Origin of the sequence: Streptomyces ipomoeae 91-03, assembly GCF_000317595.1 — a bacterium.
Classification (GTDB): Bacteria; Actinomycetota; Actinomycetes; order Streptomycetales; family Streptomycetaceae; genus Streptomyces; species Streptomyces ipomoeae.
The window spans coordinates 1-12,319 of record NZ_AEJC01000124.1 but is presented as its reverse complement, the minus strand read 5'-3'; the positions used below and the strand labels follow the sequence as shown (position 1 = coordinate 12,319).

Sequence of the window (12,319 nt, the reverse complement as noted above, 5' to 3'; positions counted from 1 at the left end):
CTCCCCGCTCGCGCTCACATCACCGGACGGCAGCGAACCAACCCCGTCAGCCGACGCGTTGCCCCGCTCCAGCCCGAGTCGCGCAGTCGTCTCAGCCGAGGCCGACGAATTCCCCTCGGGGGCCTCGACGGCAGAGGGCAGCGAACGTCCCTCCGGGGCCTCAGCATTCCCCGCCTCGGCCCGCAGCAGCTTGGTCACCCCGTCACCACTGCCGGACGACTCAGCCATCGCGCCCTCGCCCGTACCGATGGACGCGGGCCGCTCCAACTCGAAGTCGCCCCCGCTGTCGGCACCCACTGCGGAACCACTCGGCGTCGCAACATCGGCACCCGACGCGGCAGCACCCCGCAGCCCGCCCTCGGCGCCGAAGGCCCCTTCGGGCCGGGCCAGTTCGAAGTCGTCGTCGGGGCCAGGCCCATCCGGGACGGGCGGTGTCGCGGGTCGGTCCAACTCGAAATCGCCCCCATCGCTCACCCCGCGGAGCGACCCCGCAGGCACCCCAGCGCCGTCCTCACGAAACGAACCCGTCGCTTCGTCGTCCACCCCGGAACGCGAACTCGGGGCCCCGTCGCCTGCCCCAGCAGGCGCCCCAGGCACTCCGTCGGCCCCCGAAAGGCCCATGTGGTCCCCCGTCGCCTCGGCCCCGGCGTCATGCGCTCGGGGGCGGCTCCACCACTTCCCCTTCGTGGGCTTCCCCTCGTTCATGTTCTCCCCACACCTAGGGCCGCTGTCCCAAGGACCGGCCCGCTGCCCACCGTTCGCCGAGTGCCGCGGGCCGGAGTCGGCCGGGGCGGCCACGGCCCACTCTGGATTCAACCAGGTTCGCGGGCCGCCGCGCAGACGTCGGTGTCAGTGGAGGGCAGAGGAGGAAGGAGTGGGGGACGAGGTCGTGTCGGGAGCCGTCAGCAGCCCCGGAGCGGTCAGCTCGGGTACCTGGGACCACGTGGTCAGCTGCAGCGGAGGCGTGGCGGTGAGCGGATGTATGAGCGGGGACATGATGGCGGCACCGGCCAGCACGGGCGCGGTCAGCGGGTGCATGGTCGTACGGCCCTGGCCGACCGGAGCGGGGACTCCGGGCAGCAGGGGCGCGGAGATCTCCGTCGGCGCCACCGGCGCCTCGCCCGCGGCCCGCTGGCCCTGTGCGAGCAGCGGCCCGGCGGTGCCCCGGCGGCGCTGCGACTCGGGGGCCGGGGTGGTTCCCGTGGGCTGGGTCCGCAGCGGGGTGACATTGCTGCCGGAGCCGGTGCCGCCCCGGGCGTCCACCGTCTCGGCGGGCGCCCCGGTGGTCATTCCACCGAGCGCGATCGCGGCCAGCGACACCGCGCCGGCGGCCACGAAGGCGAACCGCATCCCGCGCGAAGCCGAACGCTCGGCCTCGTGTCGGCTCACGTCATGGGTCCGGAAGCCACGGTCACCGGTGACTCTGCGGCCCTCCGCGACGCCGTCCCCCCGCTCCTCGGCGGAGTCCGTGTCTGTCGCGTCGCCCGCGAACGTCTCTCCCGCGGTGCCGCGTCCGTCGGCCGACAGGCCCCGGCCGGTCGACGGGGTGCGTCCGCCCAGGGCTCCCCGGTCGCCCAGGAAACTCCGCCCGCTCAGGAAGCCCCGGTCACCGAGGAATCCACGGCCGCTGGACAGACCCCGGCCGCCGAGCAGTCCGCGGCCCTCCGACGGCGTCAGAGCGCCGCCGTGTGGTCCCGACGGGAGGTATCCGAACGAGTCGCTGCGGGGTCCGAAGACGCCGAAGTCCGCGAAGTCCCTGGAGTCGGACGAGTCCACGGGGAAACCGGGCCCGCCGGCCGTGCCCCGGAGTCTTCCGGCGAAGCCTCCGCTGTCCAGCGGTGAGCCGCCGTCGGTGTCGCCCGCGGGGAGCATCTGGAGCCGGGCCAGGAAGCTCTCGGAGGGGGGCGGTGGGGCGGCCTCCGCGAAGACGTTCTTCAGACGGCGCTGCGCGTCGGCCTCCGCCTTGCACTTCGCGCAGGTGGCCAGATGCGCCAGGACGCGCTCGCGCGCCTCATGACCGAGCTCTCCGTCGACCAGCGCGGAGAGTCGGTCTCCCAGGTGCTGCTCAGCAGGGGTGGGCCGGGATCCACTCACGCGGTCGCGCCCCCTCCTCCCAGGGCGGGCACCCGTGGCATCGCGAACCCGCGGCGCTGCTCGGCCCGGGCCTCCGGCGAACGGTGCGCGAGGGCCTTGCGGAGCTGGGAGCGGCCACGGTGGATCCGGGAGCGGACCGTGCCGAGCTTGACCCCCAGGGTCGCGGCGATCTCCTCGTACGACAGTCCTTCGATGTCGCAGAGGACGACGGCGGCGCGGAACTCGGGCGCGAGGGTGTCGAGGGCCTGCTGGACGTCGGCGTCGAAGTGCGCGTCGTTGAAGACCTGCTGCGGGGTGGGCTCGCGGCTGGGCAGGCGCTCGGCCGCGTCGTCCCCGAGGGCGTCGAAGCGGATGCGCTGCTTGCGCCGGACCATGTCCAGGAAGAGGTTCGTGGTGATGCGGTGCAGCCAGCCCTCGAAGGTGCCGGGCGTGTACGTCGACAGGGAGCGGAAGACGCGGACGAAGACCTCCTGGGTGAGATCCTCGGCGTCGTGCTGATTGCCGGTCAGACGGTAGGCGAGGCGGTAGACCCGGCCGCTGTGAGTGCTGACGATCTCCTCCCAGGTGGGCGGAGTCCACGCCTGCGCGTGCGCGTCCGTGGTGAAGGTCGCAGTCTGCGCTCCGCCCGAGGCGAAAGCGTCGGCGTGGCTGTGGTCAGCGGTGTCGTTCACGGATTTCGGCCTACCCGCCGATCCGAGAAAGCGCCGCAGCACTCCTCCCCGATCCACAGGCGCAGCCGCACCTCCCCTATCGGCTCTGGTGGTGTCCAGTGGAGCCCCTACCATAGCCACCTCGCCCGTTAGCTCCGGATAAGCGGTTTTATAAGAAATTGATGTGCGCTGATGTTGCTCATATGACCGATGCGGCTCATATGGCTTTGTCAGCACCCGCACCTGCGCCTGCTCTGCGTCCCGATCCATCCCTTGCCCCCCGTCGCGGCCCCCGTCACTCACTCACCCCTTTAAACGACCGGTCCCATCAGCAGGTTCCCGGCGGCAACGGATACAGTCACGCCCAGGCAACCACGGGCACAGAGGAGAGGGTCATTACCGGCAACCGGCTGACGAGCTGGGCGTTCGCCGACGCCTTTGTCGCCGAGGACGACGCGCTGCGCTGGGCCCGTGACCGGGCCCGGGAAGCAGGGCTGCGCTCGGTGTCGCCCGGCACGGGCGCCGCGCTGCGGGTGCTCGCCGCGACCGTGGACGCGAAAGCGGTGGCGGAGATCGGGACCGGGACCGGTGTCTCCGGGATCCATCTGCTGTACGGCATGCGGCCGGACGGGGTGCTGACCACCGTGGATCCGGAGCCGGAGCACCAGCAGTTCGCGCGGCAGGCGTTCCGCGCGGCCGGCTTCGCCAGCAACCGCGCGCGCTTCATCCCCGGCCACGCGCTGGACGTACTGCCCCGGCTCGCGGACTCCGGCTACGACCTCGTCTTCTGCGACGGCGACCGGCTGGAGTCCCTCGACTATCTCGCTGAATCGTTGCGCCTGCTCAGACCCGGTGGCCTGGTGGCCTTCGAGGGCGTCTTCGCCAACGGCCGCACCGTGGACTCCGGCCCCCAGCCCACGGAGGTCATACGACTGCGGGAGCTGCTGCGCGCGGTCCGTGAGAGCCCCGAACTGGTTCCGTCACTGCTCCCCGTGGGCGACGGGCTGCTGTGCGCGGTCAAGCGCTGAGCCGCAGGGACACACGGCGCCGGGACAAGCAACCGCCCCGGCACCATTCGTGGCGATGCCGGGGCGGTTGAAAGGGTACGGTCGCTACGCGCGTCAGCCGACGACCTTCTTGAGGGCGTCGCCGAGCGCGTCGGCCTCGTCAGGGGTCAGCTCGACGACGAGCCGACCGCCGCCTTCGAGCGGAACGCGCATGACGATGCCCCGCCCCTCCTTGGTCACCTCGAGCGGGCCATCGCCCGTCCGCGGCTTCATGGCCGCCATGCTCGTTCCCCTTCCTGAAACCAGCTCATCGTCAAAGCCGACGGCCCTGGAGGGCAGGCGCGGTCCAAACAGGGACACACGACACCGGCATCGAACACATTGCTTCCAGGCCATTATCCCGCATCTCACGACCCGATGACCAACATCAGTCGGCATCGCTTGAGCAACGCGCCCGAGCAAAACCACCCAATTCGGCGATGTGGCTGCGATACTTCGCCACCGCGCACCTTCTCCGCCGTCGCTCGGCCGATCGTGATTCTTTGACGCAGGTCACACGTCCCGCCCGCGCCACCGCCGGTGATCTCCGCCATGCTGTGCTGTGACGCAGAACGTACTGGTCGGTACCTACCGCCACCGATCCGTACGCCGGAGCCGCGACACCGGAGGGGAACCGCCATGGCCGACACCGTGCTCTACGAGGTGAGCGACGGGCTCGCGACGATCACGCTGAACCGCCCCGAGGCGATGAACGCGCTGAACATCGCGACGAAGGTCGCGCTGCGGGAGGCCGTGGAGGCCGCCGCCGCGGACGCCGCCGTACGGGCCGTGCTGCTGACCGCCGCCGGGGACCGGGCCTTCTGTGTGGGGCAGGATCTCAAGGAGCACATCGGGCTGCTGCGGCAGGACGCCGAGACGGGGTCGCAGGCGACCATGACCACGGTTCGGGAGCACTACAACCCCATCGTGCGGGCCCTGACCGGTATGGCGAAGCCCGTGGTGGCCGGGGTGAACGGGGTCGCGGCAGGGGCCGGCTTCGGGTTCGCGCTCGCGGCGGACTACCGGGTCGTCGCCGATACGGCCGCCTTCAACACGTCCTTCGCCGGGGTCGCCCTGACCGCCGACTCCGGGATCTCCTGGACGCTGCCGAGGGTCGTCGGGCCCGGGCGGGCCGCCGATCTGCTCCTCTTCCCGCGGAGCATCAGCGCACAGGACGCGTACGAGTTGGGGATCGCGAACCGGGTGGTGCCGAGCGCCGAGCTGGCCGAGGAGGCCGTGAAGGTGGCCCGTGCGTTGGCCGAGGGGCCGACCGTGGCGTACGGGGCGTTGAAGGAGTCGCTGGCGTTCGGGCTGACGCATTCCCTTCAGGAGGCGTTGGAGAAGGAGGACGAGTTGCAGACGCGGGCCGGGTCCTCCGAGGACCATGGGATCGCGGTGCAGGCGTTCGTCAATAAGGAGAAGCCGAAGTATTTGGGGCGTTGAGTCCGGTTGGTTCGGGGGGCTCGGGCGCCGTCGGGAACCGCTGGTTCGTTGTGGCCGGTCACTCCCCCGCTCTCGACTTCGCCCGAGCGGGAGGGACCCCCGTCGCGGCGGAGCCGCGGATCGAAACAGCCCCGCGCCCCTAAGACGTCGTCTCATTTGGTGAGTCTGCGGTAGCAGATGAGGGTGCAGGCGATGGCAGTGAATGCCAGGAAGTGGTCGGCTTTGCGCTCGTAGCGGCGGTGGAGTCGGCGACAGCCGGCGAGCCAGGCCATGGTGCGTTCGATGGTCCAGCGGTGGCGGCCCAGCCGCTTGGAGGACTCGATGCCCTTGCGGGCGATGCGGTGGGTGATGCCGCGCTGGCGTAACCATCGGCGCAGGTGGTCGTAGTCGTAGCCCTTGTCCGCGTGCAGTTTGGCGGGGCGGCGCCGGCGGGGTCCGCGGCGGGAGCGGATCGGCGGGATGCCGCGGACGAGGGGTTCGAGGGCCTGGCTGTCGTGAAGGTTGGCGCCGGAGACGCCGATGGAGAGGGGCAGACCGGTCCGCTCGGTGATCAAGTGGATCTTTGAGCCTTTCTTGCCCCGGTCGACAGGATTCGGACCTGTCAGCTCCCCCCTTTCATCGCGCGCATGTTCACCGAATCGATCGCGCACCGGCTCCAGTCCAGGTCACCGCGCCTGCCCAGCTCATCCAGGACCAGACGGTGGAGCTTGGCCCAGACCCGGGCCTTGGTCCACTCGGTGAACCGCCGGTGGGCTGTCGGCCCTGAAGGTCCGAACGACGGAGGCAACTGCCGCCACGTGCAGCCCGACGTGGCCACGAAGACGATCGCAGCCAGGACCTCCCGGTCTCCGTACCGTCGTCGGCCGCCGCCCTGCGGGCGAGATGGAGCCGGCGGCACCACCCGCTCGAACAGTTCCCACAACTCGTCTGGCACGAGACGCTCAACGATCCCCACGACGCCAGACTATCGAACAATCCAAATGAGACGACGTCTAAACAGCCCCGCGCCCCTAAACCGGCGCGCTCCTTGCGGCGCATGTCTCCAAGTGGTCGTTCACCAAGCCGCACGCCTGCATCAACGCGTACGCCGTTGTCGGGCCCACGAATCTGATGCCTCGCTTCTTCAACGCCTTGGACAGGGCCTTCGACTCGTCGGTCACCGCCGGGACGTCCGCCAGGGTCCTCGGCGCGGGGCGGGTCGTCGGGTCCGGGGCGTGGGACCAGATCAGGGTGTCCAGGTCGCCCGGGGACCAGTCGGCGAGGGTCTGGGCGTTGGCGATGGTCGCCTCGATCTTGGCTCGGTTGCGGATGATGCCCGGGTCGGCGAGGAGGCGGTCCTTGTCGGCGTCCGTGAAGGTGGCGACCTCGGCGATCTTGAAGTCGGCGAAGGCGGCGCGGAAGCCCTCGCGGCGGCGGAGGATGGTGATCCAGGACAGACCGGACTGGAAGGCCTCCAGGCAGAGCCGCTCGTAGAGGGCGTCGTCGCCGTGGACAGGGCGGCCCCACTCCTCGTCGTGGTAGGCGATGTAGTCCTCGGTGGACAGGGCCCAGGGGCAGCGCGGGGCGCCGTCGGGGCCGGTGAGAGCGGTGCCGTGGCTCACTGGTGGTCGCCCTCCTCCGGCTTGTGCAGCGAGGTCGTCGCCGCGTGGGCGCCCGCGAGAGCGGACTCCAGGTCGGCGATGCGGGCGTCGCGCTCCGCGAGCTCGGCGCCGAGGCGGCCCAGGGCGTCGTCGACGTCCGTCATGCGGTAGCCGCGCAGGGCGAGCGGGAAGCGGAGCGCGTCGATGTCCGCGCGGTTGACCGGGCGGTCCGCCGGCAGCGGGTCCTGGAGGCGCTCGCCCGCGACCTCCGGCAGTGCCGCGCTGTCGCCGCCCACCACGGCGAGCGTCACCGCGGCGACCACGATGGCGAGCGCGACCACCAGGAACAAGAATGTGAACATCGCTGGGTCCCCTCGGATGTGTTCGGCTCCGATCGTGCCATGCGAGTCTGACAGTTAGGGTCTCGGACGGTCGGGCGAGGCAGCCGATCAGCAGGACGTACTGGGAGAGGTCACAGGAGATGCTCAGGCTGGGCAAGCGGGAATTCGGTGCTCACGAGCCGGTGATCATGGCGATCGTGAACCGGACCCCGGACTCCTTCTACGACCAGGGGGCGACCTTCCTGGACGAGCCTGCCCTCGCGCGCGTGGAGCAGGCGGTGGCCGAAGGGGCCGCGATCATCGACATCGGCGGGGTCAAGGCCGGGCCCGGTGCGGAAGTGAGCGCCGAGGAGGAGGCGCGGCGGACGGTCGGCTTCGTCGCCGAGGTGCGGCGGCGCTTTCCCGATGTGATCATCAGCGTCGACACCTGGCGGCACGAGGTCGGCGAGGCCGTCTGCGAGGCCGGGGCCGATCTTCTCAACGACGCGTGGGGCGGGGTCGATCCCCGGCTCGCCGAGGTCGCGGCGCGGTACGGGGTCGGGCTGGTGTGCACGCACGCCGGGGAGTCCGAGCCTCGTACGCGGCCGCACCGGGTCGAGTACGACGACGTCATGGCCGACATTCTCCGGGTGACCCTCGGGCTGGCCGAGCGGGCGGTGGCCCTGGGGGTGCCTCGGGAGTGCGTGTTGATCGACCCCGGGCACGACTTCGGGAAGAACACGCGGCACAGTCTTGAGGCGACTCGGCGGTTGGGGGAGATGGTGGAGACCGGGTGGCCTGTGTTGGTGTCGCTGTCCAACAAGGACTTTGTCGGGGAGACGTTGGACAGGCCGGTGAAGGAGCGGGTGGTGGGGACGTTGGCCACGACCGCGGTGTCCGCGTGGTTGGGGGCCCAGGTGTATCGGGTGCACGAAGTCGCCGAGACTCGGCAGGTGTTGGAGATGGTGGCGGCGATCGCGGGGCATCGGGCACCGACGGTTGCCCGACGGGGGCTGGCGTAGAGAGTGCGGGTGGGTGGGAACCGCGCGAGCAGCCCCCACCCACGTGAAGAAAAGGGCCTGTCAGCGGCCCGCCTCCTTCGACACCATCGCCACCGCCTCCTCCACGTCGTCCGTGACGTGGAACAGGGCGAGGTCCTTCTGCGCGGCCTTGCCCTGGGCGACCAACGTGTTGGAGAGCCAGTCGATCAGACCGCTCCAGTAGGACTCGCCGAAGAGGACGATGGGGAAGCGGGTGACCTTCTGGGTCTGGACGAGGGTGAGGGCCTCGAAGAGTTCGTCGAGGGTGCCGAGGCCACCGGGCAGGACCACGAACCCCTGGGCGTACTTGACGAACATCATCTTCCGGACGAAGAAGTAGCGGAAGTTCAGACCGATGTCGACGTAGGGGTTGAGGCCCTGTTCGAAGGGGAGCTCGATTCCGAGGCCGACGGACGTCCCGCCCGCTTCGAGGGCCCCCTTGTTGGCCGCCTCCATGGCCCCGGGGCCACCGCCGGTGATCACGGCGAAGCCCGCATCCACCAGACCGCGGCCGAGCCGCACACCCGCCTCGTACTCGGGAGAGTCGACCGGCGTCCGGGCGGAGCCGAACACGCTGATCGCGGGTGGGAGTTCGGCGAGCGTGCCGAAGCCCTCGATGAACTCCGACTGGATGCGCAGCACCCGCCAGGGGTCGGTGTGGACCCAGTCCGACGGACCGCCCGCGTCCAGCAGCCGTTGGTCGGTCGTGCTCGCCTGCACCTGGGTGCGCCTGCGCAGCACCGGCCCCAGCCGCTGCTCGTCCGGTGGCTGCTTCTTGCCCTCGGGGTTGCCGGTCGCCATGTCCGCTCCCTCCGCCGTGCTGGTGGTTCACCTCAGCCTAGATCCACGCGGGTCAAGGACGGGGTACGCGCGCGTGTCCGCCACAATTCGCCACCCGGTACATCTGTGTCTTCGGCACGCGCTCCAAGCGGTGGCTCAGAGTCGGCCACTCCGGCTGGGCCGCCCGCCCGGCCGTCGTCTCACGCCGTCAGCCACGCCCTCAGGCGCTCCTCCCCCGCCAGGATCTTCGCCGTGTCCACCCGTTCGTCTCGCCGGTGCGCCAGGTGGGGGTTGCCGGGGCCGTAGTTGACGGCGGGTACGCCGAGGGCGCTGAAGCGGGAGACGTCCGTCCAGCCGTACTTGGGCAGGGGGGTGCCGCCGACCGCTTCGATGAAGGCCGCGGCGGCCGGGTGGGAGAGGCCGGGCAGCGCACCGGGGCTGTGGTCGTCCACCACGAACTCCTCGACCCCGCAGTCGGCGAAGACCTCGCGGACGTGGGCGACGGCCTCCTCCTCCGTACGGTCGGGCGCGTAACGGAAGTTGACGGTGACCACGCACTCGTCGGGGATGACGTTGCCCGCGACACCGCCCGAGACACGGACCGCGTTGAGACCCTCGCGGTACTCCAGGCCGTCGATCACCGGGTAGCGGGGTTCGTACGAGGCGAGGCGGGCCAGGATCGGGGCCGCCGCGTGGATGGCGTTGGAGCCCATCCAGCCGCGGGCGGAGTGGGCGCGCTCGCCCTTTGTCTTCAGCAGGACCCGCAGGGTGCCCTGGCAGCCGCCCTCGACCTCGCCGTCGGTGGGCTCCAGGAGGATCGCGAAGTCGCCTTCCAGCCACTCCGGATGCGCTTCGGACAGATGCCTCAGGCCGTTCAGCTCGGCGGCGACCTCTTCGTTGTCGTAGAAGACGAAGGTCAGGTCGCGGTTCGGGGCCGGGACCGTGGCCGCGATACGGAGTTGGACCGCGACGCCCGACTTCATGTCGCAGGTGCCGCAGCCCCACAGGACGCCGTCCGCGTCGAGCCGGGAGGGCACGTTGTCCGCGATGGGGACGGTGTCGATGTGGCCGGCCAGGACGACCCGCTCCGCGTGGCCCAGGTCCGTACGGGCGACGACGCTGTTGCCGTAGCGGTCGACCGTGAGGTGCGGCAGGGCGCGCAGGGCGGTCTCGATCGCGTCGGCGATCGGCTTCTCGCTGCCGCTCTCGGAGGGGAAGTCGACGAGCTGCGCGGTCAGCCGCGCGGCGTCCAGCGTGAGGTCAATCGGGGTCTCGGCCATGCCCTCGACCCTAACGCGCCGGACGCGCGGCCCCGACGCACCGACAGAGCGGGCAGGACTCGCCGGCAGGGCGGGCCGGACTCACCGACGGGGTGGGGCCGCCGCGTCGACGAGGTGCGGCCGACGCGTCGACGAGGTGGAACCGATCTTCGAACGGATTCGGTCACCTCCGTGCGGTTGTCCACAACCCACAGCGGAGCCCTATTACTCTCCAGTACCTTGTGCGGCGTGTCAGAGCCGTTCACCGTTTCTCCGCAACCCCGTAGCCGTGGCCGTGGCTGTTTCCTGCGTTTCGCGGCGGCCTTCGTCGTGCTGGTCGCGCTCGCCGCGTATCTGGCCATGCAGTACCTGACCGGGGGGAACGGCACACCGAAGTGCAAGGTGGTGTCCGCCGAGGACGGGACGTCGTACGAGTTCACGCCCGAGCAGGCGGCCAACGCGGCGACGATCTCGGCGGTCGGCACCACACGCGACCTCCCCGAGCGGGCCGTGACGATCGCGCTGGCGACCGCGCTCCAGGAGTCCGGCCTGCGCAACATCACCCACGGCGACCGCGACTCGCTCGGCCTGTTCCAGCAGCGGCCGTCGCAGGGCTGGGGCACGGAGCGAGAGATCATGGACCCGGCGTACGCGGCGGGCGAGTTCTACGAGCACCTCGTCAAGGTCAAGGGCTACGAGGAGCTGCCGCTGACCGTCGCCGCCCAGCGGGTGCAGCGCAGCGGCTACCCGGAGGCGTACGCCAAGCACGAGCCGGACGCCACGCTGCTCGCCGCCGCCCTGACCGGCCGGGCCGCGGCCACGCTGACCTGTGAGGGGCGTACCGAGACGGCCGGCGGGACGGCCCTGGCCGGCGGCCCCGACGCCGTGCGCTCGGCGCTCGTACGGGACTTCGGGGACGGTGTGCTGAAGCGGACGGGCGCTCAGGCCTACTCCTCGGCCTCGCGCGCCCAAACGAGGACGAGCCCGAGTCCGGCCGCCTCTCCCGGCGTCGAGGCCGTCACCATCCCCCTCTCCGGGGCCGGTGACGCCACGAAGACCCGGCAGCGCGGCTGGGAGCTGGCGCACTGGGCCGTGGCCAACTCCGCCCGGCTGGACATCGAGCGGGTCACGTTCGCGGGGCAGGAGTGGGTCGCCGGGGGGCGCGCGGGCGCGTGGCGTACGGCCCCTGCCGCGGGCGGTACCGCCGACGAGGTCCGAATCGTCATTGGACAGTAGGGGACGCGGCTCACCCGTGCGGGGGATGCGCGGCGCGTCGCATGGACGAGGTGGGCAGGTTTTCGCCCGCTCACCCTCGTAGCCCGGACACCCCTTGAGAACAAAGGGCGGTAAGGATTCAGCAGACTTTCGGACCGGGGGATGATTGTCCGACTTGATCCGCATTCGATAATGCGATGCATTGCCAACTCTTTACGTTTGGCCGCCGCAACCTTCACGGACTTCGAGCGGTAGTCACTGCGTCCGAGCCCGGGAACGATCTCCTCGACCTCCACTCGACGGTCAATTCCCGGGCGCGGTCGGACACTTCACCGTTCTCTTCCGTCAAAGGAGCACCATGTCCCTCCCCCTGACCCGCCGGATCGCCCGTACCGCGCTGCTCACCGCAGCGGGAGCGGCCTCCGTGGTCGGTGCGGCCGGCTCCGCGAGCGCGGCGCCCGAGCTCCCGGCCACCCCGAACCTCGGCGGTCTGTCCGCCGTGGACGGGACGAACGCCGGTAACACCGTCGACGGCGCGACGCAGAACGTCACCGGGGTCGCGAGCAACGTCGGCGGCAAGACGGCCAAGGAGACCCTGCCGACCGTGAGCAAGACCGGCGGGAAGGCCGTCAAGAAGACGACGCCCGTCGCGCAGAAGACTGCCGGGGCTGCCGCGGGCTCTGCCGGTGAGGCTCTGGGTGACGCCACCAAGGGCGCCACGAAGGGGGGTCTGGCGACGGACTCCGTGACCAAGGGCGGGTCTCTGCCGAAGCTGCCGACGAAGAGCCCGCTCGGCTGAGGTTCCGTACACCGCCGAAGGGGTCCGGGGTTGCTCCCCCGGGCCCCTTCGGCTTGCCCGCAGTGGGAACGGCAGGGGGCGTGGCAGGGAGGT

General features: G+C 70.9%; 13 protein-coding genes. 5 read left to right on the top strand and 8 right to left on the bottom strand.

Features of this window, described 5'->3' with window-relative positions:
- Positions 1-849: 849 nt before the first annotated feature.
- Both STRIP9103_RS08320 and sigE read right to left on the bottom strand, forming a co-directional pair.
- Positions 850-2,094 (bottom strand): anti-sigma factor family protein, encoded by a 1,245-nt coding sequence (locus STRIP9103_RS08320; protein ID WP_009303688.1) that lies wholly within the window; start codon positions 2,092-2,094, stop codon positions 850-852.
- Positions 2,091-2,807 (bottom strand): RNA polymerase sigma factor SigE, encoded by a 717-nt coding sequence (sigE, locus tag STRIP9103_RS08315; RefSeq protein WP_078613839.1) that lies wholly within the window; start codon positions 2,805-2,807, stop codon positions 2,091-2,093. The genes STRIP9103_RS08320 and sigE overlap by 4 nt, the downstream gene beginning before the upstream one ends.
- 158 nt (positions 2,808-2,965) lie before the next feature.
- Here sigE and STRIP9103_RS08310 point away from each other — a divergent pair, with 158 nt between their 5' ends.
- Entirely contained in the window at positions 2,966-3,772 is an 807-nt protein-coding gene (locus tag STRIP9103_RS08310) for an O-methyltransferase (protein ID WP_309474716.1), read from the top strand.
- 93 nt (positions 3,773-3,865) lie between these two features.
- On the opposite strand, the gene STRIP9103_RS46130 is transcribed toward STRIP9103_RS08310, so the two are convergent.
- Positions 3,866-4,033 carry a DUF3117 domain-containing protein gene (locus STRIP9103_RS46130; protein WP_003966491.1) on the bottom strand — a complete coding sequence of 56 codons (168 nt, stop codon included), beginning with the start codon at positions 4,031-4,033 and terminating at the stop codon, positions 3,866-3,868.
- Positions 4,034-4,429: 396 nt separating this feature from the next.
- Between STRIP9103_RS46130 and chcB the strand changes: the two genes are divergently transcribed.
- Positions 4,430-5,233, top strand: coding sequence for a 2-cyclohexenylcarbonyl CoA isomerase (gene chcB, locus STRIP9103_RS08305; RefSeq protein WP_009303661.1), 804 nt, complete (start codon positions 4,430-4,432; stop codon positions 5,231-5,233).
- Between the two features lie 152 nt (positions 5,234-5,385).
- On the opposite strand, the gene STRIP9103_RS48290 is transcribed toward chcB, so the two are convergent.
- The 3 genes from STRIP9103_RS48290 to STRIP9103_RS08285 form a co-directional block, all read right to left on the bottom strand.
- A protein-coding gene (locus STRIP9103_RS48290; protein ID WP_234022146.1) for an IS5 family transposase occupies positions 5,386-6,182 on the bottom strand; the annotation gives its coding sequence in 2 pieces (ribosomal slippage) (positions 5,386-5,844 and positions 5,847-6,182; 795 coding nt in all).
- Between the two features lie 61 nt (positions 6,183-6,243).
- Positions 6,244-6,834, bottom strand: a complete 591-nt coding sequence (locus STRIP9103_RS08290) for a DNA-3-methyladenine glycosylase I (protein ID WP_009303684.1) — start codon at positions 6,832-6,834, stop codon at positions 6,244-6,246.
- Positions 6,831-7,175 (bottom strand): DivIVA domain-containing protein, encoded by a 345-nt coding sequence (locus STRIP9103_RS08285; RefSeq protein WP_009303649.1) that lies wholly within the window; start codon positions 7,173-7,175, stop codon positions 6,831-6,833. The genes STRIP9103_RS08290 and STRIP9103_RS08285 overlap by 4 nt, the downstream gene beginning before the upstream one ends.
- Positions 7,176-7,294: 119 nt before the next feature.
- Here STRIP9103_RS08285 and folP point away from each other — a divergent pair, with 119 nt between their 5' ends.
- Complete coding sequence (gene folP / locus STRIP9103_RS08280; protein ID WP_009303692.1) at positions 7,295-8,155, top strand: dihydropteroate synthase; 861 nt, start codon at positions 7,295-7,297, stop codon at positions 8,153-8,155.
- Positions 8,156-8,215: 60 nt separating this feature from the next.
- Here folP and STRIP9103_RS08275 read toward each other — a convergent pair whose 3' ends face one another.
- Together STRIP9103_RS08275 and dapE are read right to left on the bottom strand one after the other, a co-directional pair.
- Positions 8,216-8,974 carry an LOG family protein gene (locus STRIP9103_RS08275; protein ID WP_009303697.1) on the bottom strand — a complete coding sequence of 253 codons (759 nt, stop codon included), beginning with the start codon at positions 8,972-8,974 and terminating at the stop codon, positions 8,216-8,218.
- Positions 8,975-9,153: 179 nt separating this feature from the next.
- On the bottom strand, positions 9,154-10,233 hold the full coding sequence (gene dapE, locus STRIP9103_RS08270) for a succinyl-diaminopimelate desuccinylase (protein ID WP_009303663.1): 1,080 nt from the start codon (positions 10,231-10,233) through the stop codon (positions 9,154-9,156).
- A gap of 228 nt (positions 10,234-10,461) precedes the next feature.
- Here dapE and STRIP9103_RS08265 point away from each other — a divergent pair, with 228 nt between their 5' ends.
- On the top strand, positions 10,462-11,448 hold the full coding sequence (locus STRIP9103_RS08265; RefSeq protein ID WP_009303680.1) for a hypothetical protein: 987 nt from the start codon (positions 10,462-10,464) through the stop codon (positions 11,446-11,448).
- 337 nt (positions 11,449-11,785) lie between these two features.
- A complete protein-coding gene (locus tag STRIP9103_RS08260) occupies positions 11,786-12,226 on the top strand; it encodes a hypothetical protein (RefSeq protein WP_048819923.1) in 441 nt (146 codons plus the stop codon).
- Positions 12,227-12,319: the final 93 nt, after the last annotated feature.